23 protein-coding genes and 1 tRNA gene are annotated in these 26,073 nt (G+C 59.0%); 7 read left to right on the top strand and 17 right to left on the bottom strand.

Annotated features, from left to right (window positions below; all coding sequences use genetic code 11):
• Positions 1-44: 44 nt before the first annotated feature.
• Positions 45-2,342 (top strand): heavy metal translocating P-type ATPase, encoded by a 2,298-nt coding sequence (locus B142_RS0107025; RefSeq protein ID WP_018120842.1) that lies wholly within the window; start codon positions 45-47, stop codon positions 2,340-2,342.
• Between the two features lie 197 nt (positions 2,343-2,539).
• Here the strand turns inward: B142_RS0107025 and B142_RS0107015 are convergent.
• Positions 2,540-2,612, bottom strand: a tRNA-Lys gene (locus B142_RS0107015).
• A 159-nt stretch (positions 2,613-2,771) separates the two neighbouring features.
• The gene (locus B142_RS0107010; protein WP_018120840.1) at positions 2,772-4,283 is read right to left on the bottom strand and encodes an acetyl-CoA hydrolase/transferase family protein; all 1,512 of its coding nucleotides are present in this window, start codon (positions 4,281-4,283) and stop codon (positions 2,772-2,774) included.
• A 298-nt stretch (positions 4,284-4,581) separates the two neighbouring features.
• Here B142_RS0107010 and dusB point away from each other — a divergent pair, with 298 nt between their 5' ends.
• Positions 4,582-5,730: a tRNA dihydrouridine synthase DusB gene (dusB, locus tag B142_RS0107005; RefSeq protein ID WP_026167929.1), complete on the top strand. Its 1,149-nt coding sequence runs from the start codon at positions 4,582-4,584 to the stop codon at positions 5,728-5,730.
• A 79-nt stretch (positions 5,731-5,809) separates the two neighbouring features.
• Positions 5,810-6,493: a phosphate signaling complex PhoU family protein gene (locus B142_RS0107000; protein ID WP_018120838.1), complete on the top strand. Its 684-nt coding sequence runs from the start codon at positions 5,810-5,812 to the stop codon at positions 6,491-6,493.
• 108 nt (positions 6,494-6,601) lie between these two features.
• Here B142_RS0107000 and pstB read toward each other — a convergent pair whose 3' ends face one another.
• The 5 genes from pstB to mshD all read right to left on the bottom strand — a co-directional run bounded on the left by pstB (position 6,602) and on the right by mshD (position 11,831).
• Positions 6,602-7,381, bottom strand: a complete 780-nt coding sequence (gene pstB / locus B142_RS0106995; protein ID WP_018120837.1) for a phosphate ABC transporter ATP-binding protein PstB — start codon at positions 7,379-7,381, stop codon at positions 6,602-6,604.
• 19 nt (positions 7,382-7,400) lie between these two features.
• Positions 7,401-8,294, bottom strand: coding sequence for a phosphate ABC transporter permease PstA (gene pstA, locus B142_RS0106990; protein ID WP_018120836.1), 894 nt, complete (start codon positions 8,292-8,294; stop codon positions 7,401-7,403).
• Positions 8,291-9,268: a phosphate ABC transporter permease subunit PstC gene (pstC, locus tag B142_RS0106985; protein WP_018120835.1), complete on the bottom strand. Its 978-nt coding sequence runs from the start codon at positions 9,266-9,268 to the stop codon at positions 8,291-8,293. The genes pstA and pstC overlap by 4 nt, the downstream gene beginning before the upstream one ends.
• Positions 9,269-9,324: 56 nt before the next feature.
• Positions 9,325-10,515: a phosphate ABC transporter substrate-binding protein PstS gene (pstS, locus tag B142_RS0106980; RefSeq protein ID WP_018120834.1), complete on the bottom strand. Its 1,191-nt coding sequence runs from the start codon at positions 10,513-10,515 to the stop codon at positions 9,325-9,327.
• Between the two features lie 173 nt (positions 10,516-10,688).
• Positions 10,689-11,831 carry a mycothiol synthase gene (gene mshD / locus B142_RS0106975; protein WP_018120833.1) on the bottom strand — a complete coding sequence of 381 codons (1,143 nt, stop codon included), beginning with the start codon at positions 11,829-11,831 and terminating at the stop codon, positions 10,689-10,691.
• Between the two features lie 30 nt (positions 11,832-11,861).
• On the opposite strand from mshD, the gene B142_RS0106970 reads away from it, so the two are divergent.
• Positions 11,862-12,662, top strand: a complete 801-nt coding sequence (locus tag B142_RS0106970; RefSeq protein ID WP_018120832.1) for an LmeA family phospholipid-binding protein — start codon at positions 11,862-11,864, stop codon at positions 12,660-12,662.
• On the opposite strand, the gene B142_RS0106965 is transcribed toward B142_RS0106970, so the two are convergent.
• The gene (locus B142_RS0106965; protein ID WP_018120831.1) at positions 12,659-13,693 is read right to left on the bottom strand and encodes a diacylglycerol/lipid kinase family protein; all 1,035 of its coding nucleotides are present in this window, start codon (positions 13,691-13,693) and stop codon (positions 12,659-12,661) included. The genes B142_RS0106970 and B142_RS0106965 overlap by 4 nt on opposite strands.
• Before the next feature lie 41 nt (positions 13,694-13,734).
• Here B142_RS0106965 and B142_RS0106960 point away from each other — a divergent pair, with 41 nt between their 5' ends.
• Positions 13,735-14,418, top strand: a complete 684-nt coding sequence (locus B142_RS0106960; protein WP_018120830.1) for a heme-binding beta-barrel domain-containing protein — start codon at positions 13,735-13,737, stop codon at positions 14,416-14,418.
• A gap of 67 nt (positions 14,419-14,485) precedes the next feature.
• Here the strand turns inward: B142_RS0106960 and B142_RS0106955 are convergent, their stop codons facing one another.
• Positions 14,486-15,499 carry an aminodeoxychorismate lyase gene (locus tag B142_RS0106955; protein WP_018120829.1) on the bottom strand — a complete coding sequence of 338 codons (1,014 nt, stop codon included), beginning with the start codon at positions 15,497-15,499 and terminating at the stop codon, positions 14,486-14,488.
• 85 nt (positions 15,500-15,584) lie between these two features.
• Here B142_RS0106955 and ygfZ point away from each other — a divergent pair, with 85 nt between their 5' ends.
• Both ygfZ and B142_RS0106945 read left to right on the top strand, forming a co-directional pair.
• Positions 15,585-16,754: a CAF17-like 4Fe-4S cluster assembly/insertion protein YgfZ gene (gene ygfZ, locus B142_RS0106950; protein WP_051067314.1), complete on the top strand. Its 1,170-nt coding sequence runs from the start codon at positions 15,585-15,587 to the stop codon at positions 16,752-16,754.
• 120 nt (positions 16,755-16,874) lie between these two features.
• Positions 16,875-17,048 (top strand): DUF3073 domain-containing protein, encoded by a 174-nt coding sequence (locus tag B142_RS0106945; protein ID WP_081604949.1) that lies wholly within the window; start codon positions 16,875-16,877, stop codon positions 17,046-17,048.
• 172 nt (positions 17,049-17,220) lie between these two features.
• Here B142_RS0106945 and purM read toward each other — a convergent pair whose 3' ends face one another.
• The 8 genes from purM to B142_RS0106905 all read right to left on the bottom strand — a co-directional run bounded on the left by purM (position 17,221) and on the right by B142_RS0106905 (position 26,072).
• Complete coding sequence (gene purM, locus B142_RS0106940) at positions 17,221-18,303, bottom strand: phosphoribosylformylglycinamidine cyclo-ligase (RefSeq protein WP_018120826.1); 1,083 nt, start codon at positions 18,301-18,303, stop codon at positions 17,221-17,223.
• 67 nt (positions 18,304-18,370) lie between these two features.
• Positions 18,371-19,894, bottom strand: a complete 1,524-nt coding sequence (gene purF, locus B142_RS0106935) for an amidophosphoribosyltransferase (RefSeq protein ID WP_018120825.1) — start codon at positions 19,892-19,894, stop codon at positions 18,371-18,373.
• 102 nt (positions 19,895-19,996) lie between these two features.
• A complete protein-coding gene (locus B142_RS0106930) occupies positions 19,997-20,398 on the bottom strand; it encodes a sterol carrier family protein (protein WP_018120824.1) in 402 nt (133 codons plus the stop codon).
• A gap of 84 nt (positions 20,399-20,482) precedes the next feature.
• Positions 20,483-21,214: a PAQR family membrane homeostasis protein TrhA gene (gene trhA, locus B142_RS0106925; protein WP_018120823.1), complete on the bottom strand. Its 732-nt coding sequence runs from the start codon at positions 21,212-21,214 to the stop codon at positions 20,483-20,485.
• 155 nt (positions 21,215-21,369) lie between these two features.
• Complete coding sequence (purL, locus tag B142_RS0106920; RefSeq protein WP_018120822.1) at positions 21,370-23,676, bottom strand: phosphoribosylformylglycinamidine synthase subunit PurL; 2,307 nt, start codon at positions 23,674-23,676, stop codon at positions 21,370-21,372.
• A gap of 12 nt (positions 23,677-23,688) precedes the next feature.
• Positions 23,689-24,369 (bottom strand): phosphoribosylformylglycinamidine synthase subunit PurQ, encoded by a 681-nt coding sequence (gene purQ / locus B142_RS0106915; RefSeq protein WP_018120821.1) that lies wholly within the window; start codon positions 24,367-24,369, stop codon positions 23,689-23,691.
• A complete protein-coding gene (gene purS / locus B142_RS12170; protein ID WP_049149862.1) occupies positions 24,369-24,650 on the bottom strand; it encodes a phosphoribosylformylglycinamidine synthase subunit PurS in 282 nt (93 codons plus the stop codon). Before purS ends, purQ begins: the two co-directional genes overlap by 1 nt.
• 90 nt (positions 24,651-24,740) lie before the next feature.
• Positions 24,741-26,072, bottom strand: a complete 1,332-nt coding sequence (locus tag B142_RS0106905; RefSeq protein ID WP_018120819.1) for a glycosyltransferase family 87 protein — start codon at positions 26,070-26,072, stop codon at positions 24,741-24,743.
• Position 26,073: the final 1 nt, after the last annotated feature.

Here is a 26,073-nt window from a genome sequence, read left to right as displayed (position 1 = left end):
ACGTAAGTAATGCGTAAACAACGCGCAAAGGAGCATGTTCCACGATGCCCACTCCGACACCATCGTCACCGTCACCGTCCCCAGCCAACGCTGCATCCACTATCGAACTGAATATTTCCGGCATGACGTGCGCATCCTGCGCGGCACGCATCGAAAAGAAACTCAACAAGCATGACGGCGTGCAGGCACAGGTCAACTACGCCACGGAAAAAGCCACCATCACCGGCGGCACGGATGCCTTGGATGCCGACGCATTCATCGCCACCGTCGAAAAGACCGGTTACGGCGCAGAGCTCATTCCAGACGCCAGTGCGCCGGGCTCGCAGGCTCCGCAGGATGCGATGGCCGAAGCTGAACTAGATTCTTTACGACGCCGCCTGATCGTTTCTGCAGTGCTGGCCGTACCGGTTATTGCGCTGGCGATGGTTCCGGCGTGGCAGTTCGACTACTGGGGCTGGGTCTCGCTGGCGTTGACGCTCCCGGTCGTGCTGTGGGCCGGGTGGCCGTTCCATAAGGCCACGTGGCAAAACCTGCGCCACGGCAGCGTGACCATGGATACGCTGATTTCGCTGGGAACCTCCTCGGCGCTGCTGTGGTCGCTGGTCGCGCTCATCTTCGGTTCGGCGGGTGATGCCGGCATGCGTCACGGTTTTGATTTCACCGTCTCGCGTGGCGACGGGCTCAGCCACATTTACCTCGAAGTCGCCGCTGGCGTGATCACCTTCATTCTGCTCGGGCGCTACTTCGAGAAGCGCTCGAAACGCACCGCCGGTTCTGCCTTGCGCGCGCTGCTGGATCTCGGTGCCAGTGAAGTCACGGTACTGCGCGATGGCTCGGAGACCACCATCAGCATCGATGAGCTGGCCGTCGGAGATGAATTCGTCGTCCGTGATGGCGAAAAGATTGCCACCGATGGCGTGATTGTCTCCGGCCACAGCACCATTGATACCTCGATGCTCAGCGGTGAATCCATACCAGTAGAAGCAGGCCCGGAGGACTCTGTCGCTGGCGCCACGATCAACGTCGGCGGCGGCAAACTGGTTGTGCGCGCCACGAAAGTCGGCGCAGACACCCAATTGGCGCAGATGGCCAAGATGGTCGAAGACGCACAATCGGGCAAGGCTTCTGCCCAGCGGTTGGCCGATAAAATCTCGGGAATCTTCGTGCCCATTGTCATCGGCGTCTCCGTCCTCACGCTGGTCGCGTGGCTGCTCATCGATGGTGACTGGGCTGCCGCGTTTACCGCCGCAGTTGCTGTGCTGATCATCGCCTGCCCGTGCGCGCTGGGGCTGGCAACTCCCACTGCTTTGCTGGTAGGCACCGGCCGTGGCGCACAGATGGGCGTGCTGATCAAGGGCCCAGAGGTACTCGAACAGTCCCGCGGCATTGATCGCGTCGTCCTGGATAAAACCGGCACCGTCACCACCGGCGTGATGGAGCTTGCCGACGTCATCACCGCCGAAGGCGTCAACCGTGACGAAGTCCTGCATCTCGCCGGAAGCCTGGAGCACGAATCCGAGCACCCGATTGGCCGCGCGATCGCCCGGGCAGCAGCGGACAAGCCTGCCAACGACAGCCGCAGCCTCAGCGAGGTCACCGAATTCGAATCCATCCGCAGCGCTGGCGTGCGCGGAGTGGTGGATGGCCGCCAGGTCGCCGTCGGCAAGCCAAGCCTGGCAGATAACGAAGACCTGGGTGCGTTGCAGCAGCCGTTTTTCGACGCGCAGCAACAAGGACACACGGCGTTGGCTGTGCTTGTCGACGGCTCCCCCGCCGCCGTACTGACCGTGGCCGATCAGGTGAAACCCACCAGCGCTGCGGCCATCCAGCAATTCCAGGAGCTTGGCATTGAAACCATGCTGCTGACCGGCGATAACCAGGCAGTGGCGGACACCGTCGCAGCCGAAGTAGGCATTGACCACGTGAAAGCGGAAGTCATGCCGGAAGATAAGGTCGCGGTGATCGAGGAATACCAGGCTCAGGGCTATCAGGTCGCGATGGTCGGCGATGGTATCAACGACGCCCCTGCCCTGGCGCAAGCCGATCTGGGCATGGCGATGGGCACCGGCACCGATGTGGCTATGGAATCCGCCGACATCACGCTGGTGCGCGGCGATCTGCGGGCAGCCACCGACGCGATCCGGCTGTCCCGCCGCACGCTCGGCACCATCAAAGGCAATCTGTTCTGGGCTTTTGCTTATAACACCGCCGCACTTCCCCTGGCTGCTCTCGGTTTGTTGAATCCGATGCTCGCCGGGGCGGCGATGGCGCTATCGAGTGTGTTTGTCGTCAGCAACAGCCTGCGCTTGCGTGGATTCAAATCTACTGCGGGTACGGATTAGTGCGCTTGCCGCTCCACGTGGGTCTTGAGCGAAGACACGAAAAAGATCCACCCTTCGGTGACTCCTTGCAGCATCACAGAATCTTCGGAATCAAAGCCAGTATGGTTCAGGCAGGCCATCGTCCCAGGCATCCCGTTGTCTGAGGATTACACGACACAACCCCGGTCAATTTCCTGACCGGGGTTGTGCGCGTTATGTGGGCCCTGCGGGGGTCGAACCCGCGACCTTCGGATTAAAAGTCCGCAGCTCTACCAACTGAGCTAAAGGCCCAACAGCTCACTATGCTAATACATGCCAAACATAATTAAAAATCACCCCAGCTAGGTGCGGAAAGCACGCTAGCTTGGGGTGTCAGGCAGCGGCCCAACAGGGCCCGGCAGACGCTAGTTGCAGCTAGACAACCAGTAAGGGCTCGGAATTAGTCCGGAATTAGTCCTGCTTACCGCGCATATCGCCGTATTCTTCGAAGTTGCGCTGGAAATCGAAGGCGGTTTCCAGGTCAACCGGGGTGTGGACGTGCTGCTGTTTCATAGCACGGTCGAAGTATGCCTGCAGTTCGTCGCGGTAATCTGGGTGTGCGATCGCAATCATCTTCTCAGCACGGTCACGTGGGGTCAGACCACGCAGGTCGGCGTAGCCGTACTCGGTAATGAAGACCATGGTGTCGTGCTCAGTGTGGTCGATGTGTGAGGCGAATGGAACAATCGCGGAGATCGCACCACCCTTGGCCTGGGATGGGGAGATGAACGTCGAGATGTAGGCGTTACGGGTGAAGTCACCGGAGCCACCGATGCCGTTCATGACGCGGGAGCCCATGACGTTGGTGGAGTTGATGTTGCCGTAAATGTCGGCTTCAATCGCGCCGTTCGAAGAGATCAGGCCCATGCGGCGGATGACCTCTGGGTGGTTAGAGATCTGCTGTGGGCGCAGGATGATGTGCTCGCGGTACTTCTCTGCCTGTTCGTTCATTTTCTCCGCATATTCTGGGGACAAAGCGAACGAGGTAGCCGAGGCCACGGTCATCTTGCCGGCGTCGATCAGGTCGAGCATGCCGTCCTGGATAACCTCGGTGTACGCGGTGATGTTTTCGAACTTGGAGTCCAGCAGGCCAGCCATCACGGCGTTAGGCACGTTACCGACACCAGACTGCAGGATGAACTGATCATATTCCAGACGTCCCGCTTCAACCTCAGCTTCCAGGAACTTCAGGAAGTTCTGGGCGATCTTCTCGGAGATTTCATCTGGCTCGCTGAATGGGGCGTTGCGGTCTGCCGCATCGGTTTCGACGACTGCGACAACCTTTTCTTTGTCAATCTCGATGTATGGGGAACCAATACGGTCACCCACGTTGACGATCGGCACTGGGGTACGGTTTGGCTTGCGCGGAATCTGGTAAATGTCGTGCATGCCCTCGAGGTTTTCGGACTGCCAGGAGTTGACCTCGATGATGACCTTGTCGGCGTTGTCGATCCATTCCAGGTTGTTACCCACAGCAGACGATGGCACGATCTTGCCGTCTTCGGTGATCTTGGTGGCCTCGATAACAGCTACCTGGAAGCGACCAAAAAAGCCCTGCTCAACCTGCAGGCCCAGGTGGGACAGGTGAATGTCCTGGTACTTGGCTTCGCCAGCGTTGAACTGCTTGCGCAGGTTCGGGTCAGAGTTATAAGGGGTGCGGTAGTTAATGGCATTGGCTTCTGCCAGCACACCGTCGCACTCTGGCGCGGTGGAAGCGCCGGTGAACAGATCGATCTTGAATTCTTCGCCCTTGTCGTGGGCTGCTTTCGCCTTGTTGGCAATAGCGGTAGGAACGGCCTTCGGGTAGCCAGCGCCGGTAAAGCCGGACATTCCGATCTTGTCGCCGTTGTTGACGTGCTCCGCAGCCTGTTCAGCGGAAACGATCTTGTCTTTGAAGAATTCGTTGAGGATACGGTCAGCCACGTTAATCTCTCCTTGTTCTGAACGTTGTGAACTTCGTTAGGTTGTGAACTTCGCGTTCGTGTTGAGTGCACGCTGTGCAGGCGTTAGAGCCCAGATTCCCACATGGGGGCTAGGACTCAGTTTCTGCGTAGCGCTTCTGACACCACAGTATAGCGGAGGTCACTGTGATTGTGTTCATGATGAATACTAATACAGCTCATAGCCCCAATAGATCCACGTCATAGTTCGTGATCACCGCGTTTATGATCGCACCGGTGGCCGTTTGGCGTATTTCCCAACGTTGAGCACAATAGGGCCTGTGAGCTTAACAATTGGCCCCCACCGGCTTTCTTCCCCCGTCGTCCTCGCCCCCATGGCTGGGGTGACCAATGTCGCTTTTCGACGTCTCTGCCGCGAGCAAGAAATCACGAAAACCGGCACGGTTTCTGGTTTGTATGTCTGCGAAATGGTCACCGCCCGCGCGTTGGCTGAGCGTAACGAAAAAACCTTACACATGACGACGTTCGCGCCGGAAGAATCTCCGCGTTCGTTGCAGCTGTATACCGTGGATCCGGAATGGACCTATAAGGCTGCGAAGATGATCGTCGAGGAGAACCTGGCTGATCACATTGATATGAACTTCGGCTGCCCGGTGCCGAAGGTCACCAAGCGCGGTGGTGGTGCTGCCTTGCCGTATAAGCGCCGGTTGTTCGGCCAGATCGTGGCCGCCGCGGTCAAAGCCACCGAAGGTACCGATATCCCCGTAACCGTGAAATTCCGCGTCGGCATTGACGACGAACACCACACGCATCTCGACGCCGGCCGTATCGCCGTGGAGGAAGGTGCCCAGGCAGTCGCGCTGCACGGGCGTACCGCCGCGCAACGTTATTCCGGCACCGCGGACTGGGAACAGATCGCCGCGCTGAAACAACACCTGGCGCACACGGGAATTCCGGTGCTGGGCAATGGCGATATCTTCAAGGCCTCGGATGCCTCGGCGATGATGGAAGCCACCGGCTGCGACGGCGTCGTCATCGGGCGTGGGTGTTTGGGTCGGCCGTGGCTGTTTGCTGAGCTGTCTGCCCACCTGCGCGGCGAGCAGCCCCCTGCCCCACCAACTTTAGGTGAACTCACCGGCATCATCACCCGGCACGCGGAATTGCTCGCTGAGCACCAGGGTGAACAGCGAGCCTGCCGTGATCTGCGCAAGCACATGGGTTGGTACCTGCGCGGCTACCCAGTTGGCGGTGAGGTCCGGGCGCGCCTATCCAAGGTGTCGAGCCTGGCGGGTCTTGCCGACGAGCTAGCTCCCTGGGCAGACTCTGACGCGCTTGCCGACGACGCCGACGGCGCCCGCGGACGCCAAGGCTCCCCGTCGAAGGTGGCGCTGCCAGAGGGTTGGTTGGATGATCCACAAGATGATGCCCGCGCGCTTGCCGGTGCGGAGGCAATCAATTCCGGGGGATAACCAAGAGTTTTCCCGAACTTCACGTTCTGCCAGCCGCGGGGTAATCTCGTGGCAACTTTGTGTTTTTAGTCTCGTATCTATGCGTACTGCATATCGAGACACACTAAATAATTTTGCCAATGACATCGTTGAACTCAGCGACACCGTCCACCAGGTGATGGACTTGGCTTCGCAGGCGTTGTTGGCGCAGCCAGAAGCCGCACAAGAACTCGCTGCCCAGGCCGTCGCTCGCACGGAGGATCTGGATGCGATCCGCGAGCGCAGCGAAGCCCGTGCTTTCGAGCTGCTCGCCTTGGAAGGCCCGGTTGCTTCGGAACTCCGCCAGGTGGTTTCTTCGATTTATATCGTGGAGGATTTCACACGCATGGCGGCCCTTGCCACGCACATCGCCACAGCGGTGCTGCGCCGTTCACCGGAGCGCGTGGTACCGGAGTCAGTCACCCCGGATTTCGCGCAGCTAGCTGAGCTTGTCGACGACATGGCGCAACAAACCAACGCAATCCTGAAAGATCCTGCAGGCGGGATTGATACGGCAATGAATGATGATGACGACGCCGTCGACAAGCTCAATGCCACGTTGCTGGCACTGACCACTGCCGATGATTGGGCACATGGTTCACGCGCGGCCGTGGATGTGGCCATGCTGGCTCGCTATTACGAGCGCTATGCCGATCACTGCGTCAATGTGTGCGCACGCATCGTCTTTTTGGCCACCGGAAAACTACCCGAAGGTTTTTTGAGCTCGCAGTTCAACATCGATTGAGGCCTGTCAGCGGCAACAAAAATAGCCGCGGTCATTGTGACCGCGGCCCTATCTTAGGTTACCCAAGATTAATCGAGATTAACCAAGGTTGTTTCTGGTTTCAGGCGGCTAGCCAAACCTACCCGCAATATAATCCTCGGTTTCTTTCTTGCCCGGGTTTTCAAAGATCGTTTTCGTGTCACTAAATTCCACCAAATGCCCCGGCTTCCCGGTCGCTTCTAAAGAAAAGAATCCGGTTTTATCCGATACACGCGCCGCCTGCTGCATATTATGGGTGACCACAACAATCGTGTAATCCCGTTTCAACTCATGAATCAGATCTTCCACCGCCAGCGTCGAAATCGGGTCCAACGCCGAACACGGCTCATCCATCAACAACACCTCTGGCTCCACGGCAATGGCGCGCGCAATACACAGACGCTGCTGTTGACCACCAGATAGTCCCCCGCCGGGCTTATCCAGGCGGTCTTTGACCTCTTCCCACAAATTCGCCCCGCGCAATGATTTCTCTGCCACCTCACGCAAACGCTTTTTATCTTTCACCCCAGCCAGCTTCAAACCAGCAACCACGTTTTCTTCGATCGACATCGTCGGAAACGGGTTCGCCTTCTGAAACACCATGCCCACATTCATGCGTACCGCCACCGGGTCCACGTTGTGAGCGTAAATATCCTGCCCGTCCAGCAAAATCTTGCCAGCCACACGCGCGCCGGGGATGACCTCGTGCATGCGATTCAGCGTGCGCAGCACGGTGGATTTGCCGCAGCCAGACGGCCCAATAAACGCCGTAACGGCTTGCGCGGGGATCGTGAGGTTGACGTTTTGTACCGCGTGAAAATCACCGTAGTAAATGTTGACATCATCCAGCACGAGCTTCGGATCACACATGAGAATTAATCACCTTTGGTTAGCGGGAGGTTTTCACAGAGAATTTGGCGGAAATCAGCCGGGCGATGCCGTTGAGCACGGCAACGAATAGCACCAGGGTCAACGCAGCGCCCCACAGTTTCGCGGCTACCTCATCGGAGGTTCCGGCTTTGTACATATCCAGCATCATCAGTGGCAGCGAGGATTGCGGCCCACCGAATGGATTGATATTCAACGACGAGGTAGACCCCACCAGGATCAGCACCGGAGCGGATTCACCCATGATGCGCGCAATCGCGAGCACGATCCCGGTTCCGATACCAGACATCGCGGTAGGCAATACGATGCGCACGATGGTTTTCCATTTCGGAACACCCAGTGCATACGCGGATTCACGCAGCTCCATGGGCACCACTCGCAGCATTTCTTCACAATTGCGCACCACGATCGGGATCATCAACAACACCAGCGACAGCGCTACGGCAGCACCAGAACGCTCGAATCCCAGAACCGTAATCCACAGCGCGTAGACGAACAACGCGGCCACGATGGAGGGGACACCGGACAGGATGTCCACCATGAACGTCGTCAAGCGCGCCAGTGGGCCACCCTGGGAATATTCCACCAGGTAAATCGCGGTCAAAATGCCGATGGGGATGGAAATAAGCGAAGCGATGGCCACCTGGACCAGCGTGCCGACGATCGCGTGCAGTGCGCCACCGCCGATATCGTGCAAGCGGATACCGCGCTGGGAATACTGCCACCAGCCGGCATCGAGAATTGTGGGCAATCCGCGCGAGATTACTTCCCACAGCACCCAAACCAGCGGGATCAACACGATGACCACTGCCAGCCACACACTGATGGTGGCGATTGTGTCGGCGGTTCGGCGTTTTTGTGAAAGTCCGGCAGTTTCTAGAGTTGCTGGCGTCATGATGCACCCTTTTTCGATTTCGGTTTCGCCGTGGATTTCGACACCACCAGTGAACGTGCCGCCGCGTTAACCACGAAGGTGAGAATGAACAGCACCAAACCAGCAGCGATATACGCCCCGGCGCGCAACGGATTAGAGAATTCTGGCGCGGCGTTCGCGATCAAGGTGGCAAACGTGGTGCCGCCGTCGAAAAGCGAAAAACGGAATTTTGTGAGCGGCGAGACGATCATGTACAGCGCCATGGTTTCCCCCAGTGCGCGGCCCAGGCCCAGCATCGAGCCGGAGATATAGCCGGAGAAACCAAATGGCAGCACCGTCATGCGCACTACTTCCCAGCGTGTGGCACCCAATGCCAACGCGGATTCGACCTGGCCCGCCGGGGTTTGGCGGAAGATTTCGCGGGCGGTGGCGGCGATGATCGGCAGGATCATGATTGCCAAAACCACCGAACCGGTAAAAATATTGCGTCCGGTCACAAATGACGGTGAGTTTGGGTAGACGGTGAACAGGAAAAACCCGCCGGCCCAGCCGTGTAGCCAGTCATAGAAATCTGACAAGAACGGCCCGAGCACCTGCCAGCCCCACAGGCCATACACGATCGATGGGATGGCGGCCAGCATGTCCACCAAAAATCCGAGGGGTTTGACCATTCGGGCGGGGGCATAACTGGATAGGAAAATCGCGATGCCCAGCGCAACCGGCATGGCAAGTAGCAGCGCCAAAGCGGAGATCAGCACCGTGGACCCCAGAATAGAGGCAATGCCGAAGGTCATCTCTTGCGGATCGGAGGTTACCCAATCCCGCCCGTAGGTGAGGAATCCGAGGTAGCCCTCGGTATTGCGGTTCAGTGCCGGGACCGCTTGCAGAACCAAGAAGATGCCGATGGCGGCGATCATCAAGGTCATCAGCAGCGCCGACGTCGACGATGCGGTGCGGAAAACCCGGTCGCCGATGCGTGTTCGTGCCTGCGACATTATCGGATGCTTTCTCGTTTCTTACAGCTTCGGGCTTTTCTTAAAGCTTCGGGATCTTAGGATTGCGCACCAGAACCAGCGCTAGCGCCCGAGCCAGCACCAATGGCATCAACCGCATCATGCAGACGCTGCAAGTGCTCCCCGGTCACCGGGATGTAGCCAGAGGCTGCCAACTCCTCATCCTGGGATTCCAGCATGACGTTGAGGAAATCCTTCACCTGGGTTTCGGTTTCTTCGTCGTAGCCATCCGAGCAGACGATCTCGTAGGTGGTGAGAATCAGCGGGTATGCACCTTCGTCGTCAGAAGCGAACAAGGCATCGGAATCAACGACCATATCGTGCGGAGCTTCGTCGCCTTCCGCGCCCGTGAATTTCAGGTTATCGAGGGCCACCCCCACGGATTCTTCGCTCAGTTCTACCGGGCCGGAGCCGAAATCCAGGCGGGCTATGCCCAGGCCGGTTTGTTCCGCGAATCCGGATTCCACATACGTGATGGCGCCATCAATGGATCCGGTCTGGCTGGCGACACCGCTGGAGCCGTTCGCACCCTCACCGACCTTTTGCGGGAATTGCTTGCCCGCAGAATCCCAGTGGCCAGTCGAGGCAGTCAAAAACTTCTGGAAGTTATCCGAGGTACCGGATTCATCCGACCGGTATACCACGGTGATCTTGGTATCTGGCAGTTCCGCATCCGGGTTGGCCTCGGCGATTTCTGGATCATCCCAGCTGGTGATCTCGCCGGAAAAGATCTTGGCGACGGTGTCTACTGGCAGGTTCAGCTCTCCGTCGATGCCTTCCAGGTTATAGGCAATGGCGACCGGCCCGATGACCATCGGCAGGTGCCATGCATCGTTGCCTTCGCAGCGATCGGCAGCGGCCTGTACTTGGTCGTCTTTGAGCGGTGAATCAGAACCGGCAAAATCCACATTGCCCGCGATGAATTCGGTTTGCCCGGAACCGGAACCGGTCGGGTTGTAGGCCAGGGTGGCATCAGTCAGCGAATTGAATTGCACGCCGAAATAATCCATCGCGTTTTGCTGGGAGGATGCACCCTCGCCAATGAGCTCGCCGGTGGCGGTGTGATCGCTATCGTCGGCATCGTCGGCAGTGCTAGCAGCTTCATCTACTTCCGAGCATGCGATCAACGATGCCGATAAAGCCACCGCTCCCAGTGCTGCAGAAGCTTGCCGCAGCTTGTTACGGGCAATAGCAGTACGGGAAAAAGCGGTGCGGTTGGTCAAAGTCATGGGAACCTTCCTGGATTACTGTGTAGTTCTTCACGCGGTAGTTCTTAAACACGTTGCCGCGCTCACAAAAACTCACAGTAAGAGACGTATGTAACCAGGAAGGAAAATCACTATGGACTTCGTGTGAAGTCTCTGGAAACCTTTATGGTCGGGTGAAAAACCGACCACAACCGCTAGTTCTTAGCACCGTTTCCGCTGCTAGCGGCATAGACCACGTGGTTTTCCGCGATGTCGAAACCGGACTTTTCATACACCCGCACGGCCGATTCATTATCCTTTTCGACATACAGGATGACTTCCGTTGCCCCTTTGTTCACCATTTGTTTAATTCCCCGGCGCAGCAGGTGCCCAGACAAGCCACGGCCTTGATACGCGTTAGCCAGCCCAATCACATAGACCTCACCGACGGCTTTCGCGGAATCTTCGGCAGCCCCGTGCCATTTCGTCCAGTGAAAACCTGCCTGCGCAGGACGCTTGTCGACGCCCTCGGCAGCATCGTCCCACAAAAAGATCACGTCGTGCGGATCAAACCAGTCGGCCTCCATGGCGCGATGCAGCCGGTCCGTATCCCAACCGCCTTGTTCAGGGTGCCAGGAAAACGCCTGGTTATTCGCCTCTATCCAGCTGTTTTCTACATGCTCGGTGCCGAATCGTTCTACCGAATCCGGGTAATTCGCGGCCACGAAACCGTCGGGGGTCTCGCCCGGTTCAGCGGATTTCTGCAAGGCCGCGCCAGTCACGGACATCACCAGCAGGTGGCGGACAATTTCCAACTGCTGCTTGTGCGCGATCGCTTCGGCCGCCGGCAACTGTCCGTGTGCCCAGACTTGCAGGCTCGTGCCGACGAGCTCACGCAGATGCTGATACAAACACGTGCCAAATCCTTGGCCGCGATGGCTAGGAGCGATCACCATCTCCGCATTCACGTCACCGTTCGCGTCACTGTTTGCACCGTCAGCACTGTCTCCACCGGCACCGGCATCCGCATCGGCCCCGGCCCCGGCAGGTTTCCAGCCATCCAGGCCTGCCAGCCCCACTAGCTCGTCGTCAAGAAAAACCAGCACGTGCTGGTGGCCAACGCGGGTATCCGATAGCCCCGCGACGAACTGCTCGGACAGTGGAGCAAAACCGTCGGTAGATTCTGCGTCCTGCGCAATTTTCTCAGCGGCCTCGCGCGTCGCGGGAACAATGTCTTTCGCTGTCGTAACGCTGTCTTTCCCAGCGCCGTCTTGTGCGATCCCGGACAGATCTTCTTCTGCAAGCGTGTCGTCGGCAAGAGTAGTCAGTTGGAACCGTAAACGATCGCAATTAGTCATGCCCCCACCCTAATGCGGTATGAATGAGGAATGTCGTCGATCGTCGTCAAGCGCACAACTGCCCGCCGTGTGGCCTGGGCATTGGGTCTCGCGGGTGTAGTGGGCATCGCCTGGATTGGTGATACTGCTGTGGCATCGAATGTGGAACGCACAATCTCTGATGCGGTATACGAGACTTACGCGCCCGAGGCCGGGCATGAGCTAGCCACGCCACCATCGGTGTATGTTGGCGGGATTCCCTATCTGCAGGCTTTGGGTTCGGCCCAGGTGCCCGTTGTCGGGGTATCCGCGCTGGATGTCGATGTGGACGGCGTCGGCATGGTCAACACTGGGGTCACGCTGCAGGGGGTAAGCGCTGAACCGAATCAGGTGTGGTCGGGCGATTTTGTGGGTGCGAAAGCGCAATCTATGCGACGCACGCTGCGTTTGGATGGCGTGGCGATGGGTGAATGGCTAGACATGAAGGATCTGACGATCTCACATCCGGAAAATATTTCCCCAGGTGGTGGCACCGCAACCGAGGCCGTGTTTCAGGGGCGTCCGCCGGGATTCCATGAGCAGGTATCCGTGCTGGCCACGTTGCGGTTGGTCGGTGATGAGTTTCAACTGCGGCCGAAAGAAATTGTCAGCTCGTCGGTACACCCGGATGATGCGGACGACGACGCGCTGGCAGCCTTTGATCTGACCGTGGATACCACCACGTTGCCGTTAGACCGAGCCGCAGATGCGGTGTATCTGGAAGGCGGTTCCATCGTGTTCGAGGCTGTACGCAATAACGTGATTGTGCAGCCGGAATACCTCACCCCGGTCGGTAGTGCTGGCAACCGTTAGATCCGGAATAAATCGCGCACCACGGCCCACACACCGCGCTGCTGCACCGGGATGATTTCTTCTGGCGAGAACACCTCGATGGCATCCGGGATGCTGTTGAGTTCCACGGTTTTCAGCTTGCCCTGGGTTTCGCCGTCGGCCTGAAAACGCAGCTCCGTGTCACATTCCAGGGTGATGCGCGTGGCATCGTCAAAACGCAGCGTGCGCGCATCGGTGAACTTATTCAACCGGCCCTTTTCGTCCGCGCCAAACAAGTGCAGTAAGCCGACGAAGCCACCGAAGCCTTTCAGGTCTGTCAACCCAAATGTTCCCAGCCCCTTATCGAAGGAGTTGCGCGGATTGGTGACCACCGGCAATGGGCCCAAAAAGGTCCAGGGGTTCGTGTTCGAAGCAAACACGAGTGGGGCTTCGTCGATGTGCTGGGTTTGTCCCTCGGCGGATTCTGCGTGCGCACTGATTTTCGGCGGCGCATTCAGGATGCGATGCCACGCCTGGTAGGAAATGCGCAAGTAGCGCAGCGGAGTGGCGGCGAAGCCTTGTTCGCGGAGTTTGTCGATGTTGTGTAGCACGTCGGCGTCAATACCGATGCCCGCGTTGATGGCAAACCAGCGGTCGTTCCAGGTGCCCAAGCGAATGCGTCGGCGCAGATTCTGCTTAATGTGGCCCACCACAAGCTCCGTGGTGTGCACGGCATCGCGCGGGTAGCCCAGCGCGCGCACGAATACGTTCGCCGACCCAGTCGGGATCACCGCTAATGCAGGAACCTCAGAGGCTTTTCGACGGTCGTCGCCCACCTTACCCAGCAACCCGTTGACCACCTCGTTGACGGTGCCATCACCGCCGACCGCGATAACCACGTCGAAATCATCGCGGCTCAACCCGCGGGTCATATCCTCGGCGTGCCCGGCGTAGTGGGTGAACTTGGTGAGCAAATGCGAATCATCAATACTGCGCACCAGCGGGATGATGCGGCGGAACAGTTCATTGGTTTGACTCGTCGAATTTGGATTAGCGATTAACAGGATGCGCACGAATGACTAGAGTAGCCGATCGCACGGTAGAATTGACGGTTATGACATCCGAGGAGCAGAACACCCCGAAAAACCAGAAAGACGCAAACGACAAAGTAGATCCACAGATGCGTTTGGATGGCAACGAGGCCATCAATCTAGCCGAGAAACAGGCGAAGAAAACCGCGGACAAGAACATCCCGCAAACCGGCCTGGGCAAACTACCAGTCCCGGATGACACGGCAAACCTACGTTACGGGCCAAATCTGAACGACGGCCTGCTGGGCGTGCTGCCCCTGATTGGCGTGTGGCGCGGTGAAGGCCAGGCGGTCACTGCCGATGGCCAGCACACTTTTGGCCAAGAAATCATCTTTTCGCACAACGGCGAAAACCACGTGAAGTACGATTCCCGCACCTGGTTCATTGATGAAAACGGCAAGCCAGCCGGCGCTTCCCGGCGCGAAACCGGCTACTTGCGCATCGACAACAAGGATGCCATGGAGTTGACGTATACCTCTTCTGACGGCATCGTTGAGATCATGTACGGGCAGCCACACAATGAGCGTTCTTGGGAGCTGCAATCTGCTTCCACCATGGTCACCGAGACCGGCCCGAAAACACTGGGTCCTGGTAAGCGTTTGTACGGCCTGATGCCGAATAATGACCTGGGTTGGGTCGACGAGCGAGTCACCGACGGCGAGCTGGCACCGTATATGTCGGCGCAGCTGCAGCGCGTGGCCGGTTAACGGACGGCCCTGATCGGCCCTGATCGGTCGCTGCTGCTGCAGCCACTGCTACTGCTACTGGCGGTTGCTAGAGGCTGAGCGCTTGTTCGATCAGCGCGCGGATTTCCGCGTGATTTTCTGGGGCCGGTAGCTCTACGACGTCGGCATCGCCGCCAGTTGCCTCAAGCCCGCCCAATCTGGTCACTCGCGCGGCGATCCGCACCGAGGAAATCAACCACACCGATTCCGCCTGGTACAGCTCCCCTGCTGTAACCGGGCGGTTTTCGCATCTCCAGCCACGGGCTGCCGCATACTCGAATAGAGCATCGACCGTGGTACCCGCCAGCACATCTCCCGCAGGGGTAACCAAGCGGCGCTTGCCGACGCCGACGCCGTCGTCCCGGAGCACCAGAACCACCGTGGAGGTCGCGCCTTCTAGCACGCGGGTTTCGCGTTCCGACGAACCGATGGCGGGTTCCACGAAGATCACGTCGTCGAAGCCGCGTGCTTGCCGTAACGCAGACATCGTGGCCGCATAGTTCACGGTTTTCGCCCCCACCGTCGTCGTCCAGCCGCGCGGGGCCAATTGCGCGCGTACTCCCTCGCGGCGCTGGCGCAGCACAGATTCGGTTACTGGGGCGATCACCAGCCAGGCGGTTGGTTGCATCCCACGTGCAGCAACAGATTGCCGCCCGCGGGAATAGGTCCAGGTGCATTTCGCATCGACATCACTGGCATCAACACCGCCGATATCGACACCGCTGGCGTCGGCAAGCGCCCCTGCCCGCTGCCCTGCCTCAGCGAGGTGCTGTTGCCAATCAGTAACCGCCGCCTTTGTCGCGCGTGCCCAAAGCTCACGTTCCGGTACCGGCAATTCCAAGCGCTGCGCAGAACGCTGCAAGCGGTCCAGGTGTCGCTGCAGATTCGCCGCACGCCCAGCACGCACCAGCACAGACTCAAAAACCGCTTCGCCCCTGGTCACCGCGGCATCGTCCCAGAAGACCACCGGTTGCGCTGGATCATGGCGGCGGAAAGTTCCCGCGCCCGTATCAAGGGTATAGACCACCGGTGTCAACGGCGCTGCTGGAGATTGCTCACACATGTCATGGATTATGCCAAGGATCTAGCGCTACCATGGTGGTGTGACTACGCATTACCGTTCTGTACTGCTGAACCGTCCGGATGCCATGGCTTATCAGGAGGATCCACCACACCCGGATGTCACCGGTGTGGCCTGGCATTACGGTGAGCCGCTGAGCGAACAGCGCGCCATTGAATCCGCCGGCGCCATCGTGGATCGTTCCCACCGCCGCGTGTTAAAAGTATCCGGCCCGGAAGCCGCCGCGTTTTTGCATAATTTGCTTTCGCAAAAACTGGACGACGTTTCCGCTGGTTGGTCCGGGTCCGCATTGGATCTGGATACGCAGGGCCGCATTCTGCACACCATGGATATCGCGGTGACCACCGAAAAAGATGCTCGCGCTGCAACTGGCGCTGACACTGTCTCCGCCGAAACCGCTGACACCGATGGATCTGCAGGATCTGCGGGATTGGTTTTTTACCTCGACTGCGAAGCCAACCAGTTCGACTCCCTGCGGGATTTCTTGCAGAAGATGATCTTCTGGTCGCAAGTGAGCATTGAGGAAGCCGACCTGGCAATCATCACCGTGCTCGGCGGCCCGGTGGATATCGAACTGCCTTCGCAGACGCTATATTCGCGCACGGTTTCGACGAAAAATTCTGGCGGCGCGGGGTTCGGTTCGACCGCGAGCACACAACCAACCACTGGTTTGTGGGAAACCAACCGCACAGATATCGCGGTACCGCGGGAGCAGCTGGAAGCAGCCGTCGAGGAGCTCGAGAGTGCCGGACTGCAGCTTATCGGGCTGATGGCTTATACCGCCGAGCGAGTCAAAGCACTCGAGCCAGAGGCAATTGATCTGGATGAAAAATCCATCCCGCATGAGATTCCGCATTGGATTGGGCGCGGGGAACGCATCGGTGCCGTGCACCTGGAAAAGGGATGCTACCGCGGACAAGAAACCGTCGCCCGCGTAGAAAATTTGGGTCGCAGCCCGCGGCTGGTGGTATTGCTGCACTTGGATGGTTCGGCTCCGACGATGCCGAGCCCGGGTGCGGAGATTCAGGCGAAGGGTCGACGCGTCGGCACGCTCGGCACCGTGATTGATGATTGCGACTATGGGCCGATCGCACTCGGCATCGTGAAACGCTCCGCGCTGGATGCAGGACAAGTCAACATTGGTGATGTCGCTGCAAGTATTGATGCGGAATCTATCCCGGTTGAAGAAGGCGAAAAGGCTGGTAGGGCGGCTATTAACAAGTTGCGCGGACGTTAGTTTTCCCCCGGTGCAGAATTTTTTGCGGTTTTGCTCTATCCTGTAACACAGGACGAATAGAAAAGCAGATGGGGCATCCGAATTCCCTGGATTGCCCTTAACCCAAAGGGGGTCATGGCTATGGGTCGAGGACGCCAGAAGGCAAAGCAGACTAAAGTTGCCCGGGAGCTGAAGTACAACTCCCCAGCAATGGATCTGGACTCGCTCCAGAAAGAGCTCGCTTCTCAACCGCCGGGACGCGGTTGGTCTGAGGACTCCGACGACGAGTACGACTCTGACTACCGCGAAGACTAATCGCTAGGCCCATTGTGCGTACCACGCATATCGGGCTTAATACTTGAGTTTTACCCCGCTACCCTTTCCGGCCGCTACAGTTTCCGCTGTAGATTCCGGTAAGGGTAGTTTTTGCGTGTGCTAGACGGCGGGGGCTATCCCCCGCCGGGGTTAGAACCACTAGAGCTGTGGCTTAGAGCTGTGGGTGCTCGCCGTGCATGACGACGCGTGGCTCACCCTGTTCTGCAGCACGAACCGTGCCCAGTTCCCAGGCGTCGATGTGGCGCGCGGTAAGTACGGCGAGTGCGCGGTCGCGGTCTTCTGGTGCGACGACGGCGATCATGCCCACGCCCATGTTGAAGGTTTCTTCCATGGCATCGAGGCTGACGTTGCCGGTTTCGGAAATCTTTTTGAAGATCGGCCCCGGTGTCCAGGTGGTGCGGTACACATCAGCGGCCAAGCCTTCTGGGATGACGCGCTCCAGGTTTTTCGCCAAACCACCGCCGGTGACGTGGCAGAATACCGATACCGAACATTCCGACATCAGTTCCAGGCAGTCTTTGGCGTAAATGCGAGTCGGTTCCAGTAGTTCTTCGCCCAAGGTACGGCCGAATTCTTCTACGTGCCCATCAAGTGGCAGATTAGCCTGCTCTAGCAGGACGTGGCGCGCCAGTGAGTAGCCGTTAGAATGCAGACCGGACGAGGCCATGGCGATCACGACGTCGTCTTCGTTCACCTTTTCTGGCCCCAGAACGTCGTCGGCTTCAACAACACCGACGGCAGTGGCGGAAACGTCATAATCATTTTCGCCCATGACGCCGGGGTGTTCGGCGGTTTCGCCGCCCAACAGTGCGCAGCCAGCGGTGACGCAACCTTCGGCGATGCCGCCAACGATATCGGCCACCTTTTCCGGGTACACCTTGCCAATGGCCAGGTAGTCCTGCAAAAACAGTGGTTCCGCGCCGCAGCAGATGAGGTCATCAACGCACATGGCCACCAGATCAATGCCGATGGTGTCGTGCTTATCCATTGCCTGGGCCACGGCCAGCTTGGTGCCCACGCCATCCGAGCCGGATGCCAACAGCGGCTCGCGGTACTTACCTAATGCGAATAGGCCAGCGAAACCGCCGAGGTCACCGCGGACCTCTGGGCGGGTCGCGCGCTTAGCGTGTGGCTTAATCAGTTCGACGGCCTGCTCGCCAGCTTCGACGCTGACGCCAGCATCGGCATAGGTGGGGGAATCCGGCTGCGATCCAGCCTGGGAAGAATTCATCATAATCTCAATCTATCCTTTTATTGGGTGTATTCTGCGGAGCAATGCAGCGCCGCAGCAAACAGTCTGGCTACTCAGCACTCTCAGCGCTGTTGAGCAGCGTACGCACGGCGTCGGCATTCGAGTTGCCCTCTGGCAAGCCCAAGGGATAGTTCCCATCAAAGCACGCGGTGCACAGCTGATTTGCTGGCTGCTCGGTGGCAGCAACCATCTCATCAATAGAGACAAAGCCCAATGTATCCGCGCCGATGGCGTTGCGGATGGTTTCTGTCATGCCTTCCAGGGAATCATCACCGCCGATATTCGCAATCAGTTCCGCAGGAGTGGCGAAGTCAATGCCGTAGAAGCATGGCCACTTCACCGGCGGCGAGGCGATACGCACGTGGACCTCCGCCGCGCCGGCTTCCCGCAACATCTTGATCAGCGCGCGCTGGGTATTACCGCGCACAATCGAGTCATCCACAACTACAAGACGCTGGCCTTCGATGACTTCACGCAGCGGATTCAGCTTCAACCGAATGCCCAACTGGCGCAAAGTCTGCGTTGGCTGAATGAAAGTACGCTGCACATAGGCGTTTTTCACCAAACCCTGACCAAACGGGATGCCGGATTCCCGGGCATAGCCCACCGCGGCCGGGGTGCCGGATTCTGGTACCGGAATCACCAAATCACCGTCGGCAGGATGCGTCTGTGCCAGGCGTTTGCCGATCTCCAGGCGCGTCGCGTTCACATTACGGCCCCGAATCGTGGAATCCGGGCGCGCCAAGTAGACGTATTCGAACACACAGCCCTTGTGCTTGGTTTCTGCGAAACGTTGGGTACGCAAGCCGGCTTCGTCAATCGCGATCAACTCACCCGGCTCAATTTCGCGGATGAATTGCGCGCCAACAATATCTAATGCACACGTTTCTGAAGCCACGACCCAGCCGCGCTCCAGGCGCCCCAGCACCAACGGGCGTACACCATGCGGATCACGCGCCGCATAGAGAGTATTGCCATCGGTAAACGTCAACGAAAACGCGCCCTGCACATGTGGCAACAGGCGCGCAGCGGAATCCAAAATGGAATTATCGTCACCGACGCCGTCGGCAAGCAGAGCGGACATCACGGCAGTATCCGAAGACGTATCGCCCTCGGTAATCAATCCGCGCTCTTCGGCCATGCTGCGCAGTTCCAAATAATTAGTGAGGTTGCCGTTGTGAGCCAATGCGACATCTTGGCCGTGCTTGGAAGTGCCGAACATCGGCTGCACGTTGGCCCATTCCTTGCCACCGGCCGTGGAATAACGGTTGTGCCCGATAGCAACATCGCCCTGCAATGATTCAAGCAAGGATTCATCAAAAACATTCGAGACCAAGCCCATGTCTTTAAACACGAGCAAGCCATCTTCCCCACCGACGGCCATACCAGCGGCTTCTTGGCCACGGTGCTGGATGGCGTAGAGGCCAAAGTAGGTTAGCTTCGAGACTTCTTGGCCCGGCGCCCATACTCCGAATACGCCGCATTCTTCGCGTGGTTCGGTTTCGCCGTGATCGTCGAAATCATTGTGCTCAGCATGGTCAGTAAACGTGTTGGCTACCACGCAGTTCATCATAACGGTTGGCGCTATAAACCGCTAACAAGCATTTTTTACGCGCCTACCTCGAGCTCACCTAGCTCCCAGCTAGCGCCGCACTAAAACCTGGCTAGAGCCTGTCTAGAGCCTGATGATGGGCATCCACTGCGCGATTTCACCGGCCCGCGTACCCGACGCCGTCGTGTCTGCCTGAGCCACCAGCGCATCCCAGCTGCCGTGGCCTGTGGCCAAACGCAACCAGGCATGCGGGCTGGCTTCCACCACATTGGGCGGCACTCCCCTAGTATGCCGGGGGCCCTCAATACACTGCACCGCCACAAACGGTGGTACCCGCAGTTCGACGCTATGCCCGGGCGCATCGGCGGCGAGTAGACGCGCGGTGTAGCGCACGGCGTCGGCAAGCTGAGAACGACTCGGTTGCGCAATGCCGGCCGCACGTGCACCCTCGGGGGAATCGGCTGCGATCCAATCCGCAATAGCGAGGACTGCCGCGCGAGCTTTGGCAGGGTCAGGTTTTTTCACAGAGTTTGACCTCAAAATCTTTTTTAAGAGCTCCACACTGGCAATAACTGCCAGTCTTCGGGAAAGCCCATGTCCTTTTCAGGGCTACGCACTGGCCACGATGATCCACACCGCCACCAGGTGGAAAATCGCCGCGATGATCGTCGCCGTATGGAAGTGCTCGTGATAGCCATAAATCCGTGCGTTACGGCCCGGCCATTTCAAACCATAAGCCACCGCGCCGACGGTATACACCACGCCACCAGCCAAGAGCAGCCACACCACGGCAGGTCCGGCGTTGGTCCACAATTCAGATACCAGCGGCACAATCAACCAACCCAAGGTCACATAAATAGCCACATCAACCCAGCGTGGACGGGAAAGCCAGAAGAATTTCATCACCGCACTGGTAATCGCACCGCCCCAGACGATGGCCAAAAGCCACCACGACTGCGGCAACACAATCAGGCAAAACGGGGTGTAAGTCGAGGCAATGAACACCGCGATCATGGCGTGATCAGCCCGACGCCAAGCCTGCACAGTTTTCTGCCTACCCCACGGAATGCGGTGATACAGCGCAGAGACCGCAAACAGCGCGATCAAACCGCAGCCATAGACGGTAACGCCGAGGGCTTGCCACCATTCCAAGCGCATCCACGAAAACGTCGTGAGCACACTAGCGGCAGCCAGCATAAGGATGGCCGCCGCAGAATGGAACCAACCTCGGGTGGCCGGGCGTGGGCCACGATCAACCATGAAGAAAGTGCGCTGGACCAGGCCTTCCCGGTCATGGCTTTGCCAGTCTTGATTTCCCCGGTCATGGCCGTCCTGGTTCACAGCGTGCGAGACAGACGAGGCATTGTTTTTCACGCCCCTTATTTTAGACGAGTTTGAGACGAGGAAAATCCCGCCGCGGAAGGTCCACACAGTTTCTGCAGAACACAATCCGTGGCGGGAATGCCGAGCTCTAATGTAATGCGGAGCGCTAGCTCTTAGTCAAGAACAGAGTTTGCCCCGGTGGCATTACCAAACAAACCAGGCAGCGTAGCCGCCCAGACTTCGCGCAACTCGTCGACACCGACGCTCACGCCTTCGGCGACCTTGATGGTGCGCTCTTCGGTAGTGGCACCGATTTCCGCAGCCGGAACGCCTGCCTGCTTGGCCGCTGCCAGGGTGGCCTCCACATCGTTGGTGGCTACCAGGATGCGCGAGGCCGACTCCGAGAACAGAGCCGTGGTGGCATCAGCGTGTACGGCAGACAAGTCCACCTGCGCGCCGACGCCGCCATCGAAGCACATCTCGGCCAGCGACTGGCCCAATCCGCCTTCGGACAGATCGTGTGCTGCGGTGATACCAGCAGCTTCGCCAGCGCTCAGCACGGCAGCCAGGCGCTCTTCATTAGCCAAATCCACCTGCGGTGGCAGGCCGTTCAAACCAGCACCGGTGACCTGCTGCCAGATGGAACCGCCGAATTCTTCCTTGGTCGCGCCCAGCAGCACCAGCTTCTGGCCGGCTTCCGGACGGTGCCCAATCGCCTTGCGCACGTCGTCAAACACGCCAAGTACGCCCACCACGGGTGTTGGCAAGATGGGTTCCTCGCCGGTCTGGTTGTAGAAGGAGACGTTGCCGCCGGATACTGGCAGCTTCAGCTCCACGGCGCCGTCGGCAAGACCGTGCACGGCCTCGCGGAACTGCCACATCACATCGGTGTTTTCTGGGGAACCAAAGTTCAGGCAGTTGGTGATCGCTACCGGCGTGGCACCCTTGGCCACGACGTTGCGGTAGGCCTCCGCCAGCGCCAGGCGCGCGCCCATGTTCGGGTCCAGCTTGGTGTAGCGGCCGGAGCAGTCCGCGGACACGGCCACGCCGCGGTGGGTGTCTTCGTCGATGCGCAACACGCCAGCATCCGAGTGCAATGCATCCACGGTGTTGCCTCGCACGTAACGGTCGTATTGCTCGGTGATGAAATCGCGCGAGCACAACGCTGGTGAGGCCAGCATCTTCTTCCAGGCCGCCAACAAGTCGGCACCGGCTGGCTTGTCGACGCCGCGGAACTGCTGCAGCTCATCCTGCCATTCCGGGCGGGCATATGGGCGCTCGTACACCGGACCTTCATCGGCCATGGTATAAGCCGGAGCATCCACGACAACCTCGCCACCGTGGCGGATCACCAGGTGCTTGCCGTCGACAACCTCGCCGATTTCGGCACAGGTGACATCCCACTTCGCACAAATTTCGCGGAAGCGCTCCACGTTTTCTGGTGCCACGACCGCGCACATGCGCTCCTGGGATTCCGAGGCCAGGATCTCTGCGGCAGTCATGTTTTCTGCGCGCAGCGGCACCGCATCCAGGTTGACTTCCATGCCGCCGTCACCGGCAGCGGCCAGCTCAGAGGTAGCACAGGCCAGGCCCGCACCGCCCAAGTCTTGGATGCCGACGACGGTGCCCGCGTGGTAAAGCTCCAGGCAGCATTCGATCAACACTTTTTCTGCAAACGGGTCGCCGACCTGCACGGCAGGCAGCTTGCGCTCTGCGCCATCGTCGAAGGATTCCGAAGCCAGCACGGACACGCCACCGATGCCATCCAGGCCGGTGCGCGAACCAAACAGCATCACCTTGTTGCCCTTGCCGGAAGCGAAAGCCAACTTCAGGTCTTCCACCTTCAGCTTGCCGACGCACAGCGCGTTGACCAGCGGGTTGGCCGCATAGGATTCATCAAAGACGGTCTCGCCACCGATATTCGGCAAGCCCAAAGAATTGCCATAACCGCCGATGCCATGCACCACGCCAGGCAACACGCGGGAGGTATCCGGTGCTTCTGCAGGGCCAAAACGCAGCTGGTCCATCACGGCAATCGGGCGTGCGCCCATCGCCATGATGTCGCGGACGATGCCGCCGACACCGGTCGCAGCGCCCTGGTACGGCTCCACATACGACGGGTGATTGTGGGATTCCACGCGGAAGGTCACCGCGTTACCGTCCCCGATATCCACCACACCGGCGTTTTCGCCAATACCGGCGAGGATCTTTTCCGACATCTGCTCGGTCATGGTCTCACCGAAGTAGCGCAGGTGCGCCTTGGAGGATTTATACGAGCAGTGCTCCGACCACATGACCGAATACATGGTCAGCTCGGCATCGGTGGGGCGACGGCCGAGGATTTCTTTAATGCGCGCGTATTCGTCGTCTTTTAGCCCCAGTGCGGCATAGGGTTGTTCCTGGTCAGGGTTGAGCTGGGCTTGTTCGACGGTATCGTTGGCGACTTTTTTCGCAGCAGCGTCATTGGCGACGTGAGCCATGGGTGTATCTCCTTAGAGCTTCTCGGCGCTCAAAGCGTTGAGTGCGGAACGGAAAATGCCCAGGCCGTCGACAGAAGGCCCAGTCAAAGCTTCAACAGCATGCTCCGGGTGCGGCATCAAGCCGACGACGTTGCCGGCCTCATTGGTGATGCCCGCAATGGAGTTAATCGAGCCGTTGAAGTTGTCGGTGTAGCGGAAGACGACGCGGCCTTCTTCTTCCAACTGCTCAATGGTGGCAGCGTCGGCTTGGAAGCGGCCTTCGCCGTGCTTGGCTGGGATCAGGATCTTCTGCCCCTGCTCGTATTCGCTCGTCCACGCAGTATTAGCGTTCGCTACTTCCAGGTAGGTGTCCACGCAGTGGAAGTGCAGGTGCTGGTTGCGGGTCAGCGCGCCTGGCAGCAAGCCAGATTCGGTCAGAATCTGAAAGCCGTTGCAGATACCGAGCGTCGGCATGCCTTCGCGCGCGGCTGGGATCACGGCCTGCATGACTGGCGACAACGCAGAAATCGCGCCAGAACGTAGGTAGTCGCCGTAGCTGAATCCACCTGGGACGATGACGCCGTCGACGTTGTGCAGGCTGTTGTCGTCGTGCCACAGCTCCACCACGTTGGCACCGGCTAAGCGGGCAGCGCGGGCAGCGTCGACGTCATCAAGCGAACCCGGGAAGGTAATGACACCGATGGTTGGGCTCATTAACGCTCACCCCGGGTGTTATTCGCATCGTCCTGCGCAACGTCGCGTTCTTCGATGACGATCTCAAAATCTTCAATTACCGTGTTGGCCAGGAGTTTTTCTGCCACAGCCTGGATTTCGGTTTCGGTAACGGTCTCGTCGACATCGAGTTCAAAACGCTTACCCTGGCGCACCTGGCTGGCACCCGTCACACCGATGCGGCCCAGGGCCTGCAACACGGCTTTGCCTTGCGGGTCGAGGATCTCGGGCTTGGGCATGACATTGACTACGACTCTGGGCATTGCACTTCCTTTAGCGACTCGGAGTGTGGGCGTGCCACGGCGTGTGGGCGTGCCACCGTTTTCGTTGCCAGTCTAGCGTGAACACACAAATCACTGGAGACTGGCCCGCCAACGCCTGCGCTCCGGCTTCGGTTCATCACGCTGTAATTCCGCGACGCACAAAGCAATCACCGCACCCACCAGAATGATCAGCGCAGACCACGGGAACCACAGATCAGAATCACTTGCTGCCAGCGGCGGGAAAGCAAAAAATGCCAGCAGCGGAGCAGCATAAATAATCCGGCCCTGCCCGCGAGCAACTACTCCCAGCAGCGGCATGAGCGCAATGAGCGTGTAGTGGTCCCACAAGATGCCGCTGGTAGCCGTCAGCGTCGTAAAGATACCCACGGTGGCAATTTTCCACGGCTCGTGCGAACGCCACGCGGCATAGACCACCACAGCGACTAGGACGATGGTGACTAGGCGTGGCACCAGGCTGGTGACCAGAGGTGGATCGTTGATGATGGCAACGAGCAAGCTGTCGTCGTCGACAAGATGGGTGCTGATCTGTGACGCAAAAGCACCATTAACCGGGGCCACCAATGCAGCAGCATTGATTTCTTGTAAGGTTTCGCGCCACGTCATAAACACATCCCAGCCGGCTATCACGATGGAATACGCGACCGCGACCATGCCTACAGCCATTGCCACCAACCCAGCCTTGCGCGCGCGTGGGAAAAACAGACAAATCAACACCACGATCACCGGGGTCAGCTTGATCGAGGCCACCACCCCTAGTGCTAGACCGGCACGCACCGGGTGCACTTGGACGGCTGCTAACCCATACGCGACACCGGCGAAAATCAGCGGGCTAGTTTGCCCGAGATACAGCGATGATTGAAACGCGGCCGAGACCCAGCCCAGCAGGATGCCCGCCAGCAGCACAACCATGGGGATTTCTTCTGTAAACCAGAAAAACCACGCGGAAGCCAACAACACCACCAGCGCCCAACCGGAAGCCACCGTCAACAGCAACACCGAGATATCAAAACTCATGATGCGCACGGCCACGCTCATGACATCGGCGACGAAAGGAACGTGCACGAATGGGTGCGGAAACGACGAGACATCCGAGGCGGCAATGGTCTCAAACCACACCTCGCCTTGCGGTAGCGCGAAATCGCGTTCATCGATGTTGTACAGGTGCTCACGATTGCCATCGCGCACCAATAGCCCGGCGATCCACAGCGAGCCCCAGTCGCTCGAGTTGAGTTTTCCTGCGGTGATCACCGTGATAATCAGGCCGAAAAGCAGGCCCAGCGCGTGGTGATACCAGCGCAGCACGGTATTCGGTGCTTCCGGAATGCGGTGGCGCGCACGACGGGTGGCTGGGCGTGTAGCTGGGTATGTGGCTGGGCGCGATCCCGACGGGTGGTTGGGCATA

Origin of the sequence: Corynebacterium propinquum DSM 44285 (genome assembly GCF_000375525.1) — a bacterium.
Lineage (GTDB): Bacteria > Actinomycetota > Actinomycetes > Mycobacteriales > Mycobacteriaceae > Corynebacterium > Corynebacterium propinquum.
Note: the sequence above shows the minus strand (reverse complement) of the source record. Positions and strands in the feature narration are given on the sequence as shown.

Excerpts from the sequence above, each read along its gene's own strand:
- B142_RS0107025 (WP_018120842.1), top strand. The coding sequence starts at position 45 with ATGCCCACTCCGACACCATCGTCACCGTCACCGTCCCCAGCCAACGCT.
- B142_RS0107000 (WP_018120838.1), top strand. The coding sequence starts at position 5,810 with ATGCGTACTGCATATCGAGACACACTAAATAATTTTGCCAATGACATC.
- pstB (WP_018120837.1), bottom strand. The coding sequence starts at position 7,381 with ATGTGTGATCCGAAGCTCGTGCTGGATGATGTCAACATTTACTACGGT.
- pstA (WP_018120836.1), bottom strand. The coding sequence starts at position 8,294 with ATGACGCCAGCAACTCTAGAAACTGCCGGACTTTCACAAAAACGCCGA.
- pstC (WP_018120835.1), bottom strand. The coding sequence starts at position 9,268 with ATGTCGCAGGCACGAACACGCATCGGCGACCGGGTTTTCCGCACCGCA.
- pstS (WP_018120834.1), bottom strand. The coding sequence starts at position 10,515 with ATGACTTTGACCAACCGCACCGCTTTTTCCCGTACTGCTATTGCCCGT.
- mshD (WP_018120833.1), bottom strand. The coding sequence starts at position 11,831 with ATGACTAATTGCGATCGTTTACGGTTCCAACTGACTACTCTTGCCGAC.
- B142_RS0106970 (WP_018120832.1), top strand. The coding sequence starts at position 11,862 with ATGTCGTCGATCGTCGTCAAGCGCACAACTGCCCGCCGTGTGGCCTGG.
- B142_RS0106960 (WP_018120830.1), top strand. The coding sequence starts at position 13,735 with ATGACATCCGAGGAGCAGAACACCCCGAAAAACCAGAAAGACGCAAAC.
- B142_RS0106955 (WP_018120829.1), bottom strand. The coding sequence starts at position 15,499 with ATGTGTGAGCAATCTCCAGCAGCGCCGTTGACACCGGTGGTCTATACC.
- ygfZ (WP_051067314.1), top strand. The coding sequence starts at position 15,585 with ATGGCTTATCAGGAGGATCCACCACACCCGGATGTCACCGGTGTGGCC.
- B142_RS0106945 (WP_081604949.1), top strand. The coding sequence starts at position 16,875 with ATGGGTCGAGGACGCCAGAAGGCAAAGCAGACTAAAGTTGCCCGGGAG.
- purM (WP_018120826.1), bottom strand. The coding sequence starts at position 18,303 with ATGATGAATTCTTCCCAGGCTGGATCGCAGCCGGATTCCCCCACCTAT.
- purF (WP_018120825.1), bottom strand. The coding sequence starts at position 19,894 with ATGATGAACTGCGTGGTAGCCAACACGTTTACTGACCATGCTGAGCAC.
- purL (WP_018120822.1), bottom strand. The coding sequence starts at position 23,676 with ATGGCTCACGTCGCCAATGACGCTGCTGCGAAAAAAGTCGCCAACGAT.
- purQ (WP_018120821.1), bottom strand. The coding sequence starts at position 24,369 with ATGAGCCCAACCATCGGTGTCATTACCTTCCCGGGTTCGCTTGATGAC.
- purS (WP_049149862.1), bottom strand. The coding sequence starts at position 24,650 with ATGCCCAGAGTCGTAGTCAATGTCATGCCCAAGCCCGAGATCCTCGAC.
- B142_RS0106905 (WP_018120819.1), bottom strand. The coding sequence starts at position 26,072 with ATGCCCAACCACCCGTCGGGATCGCGCCCAGCCACATACCCAGCTACA.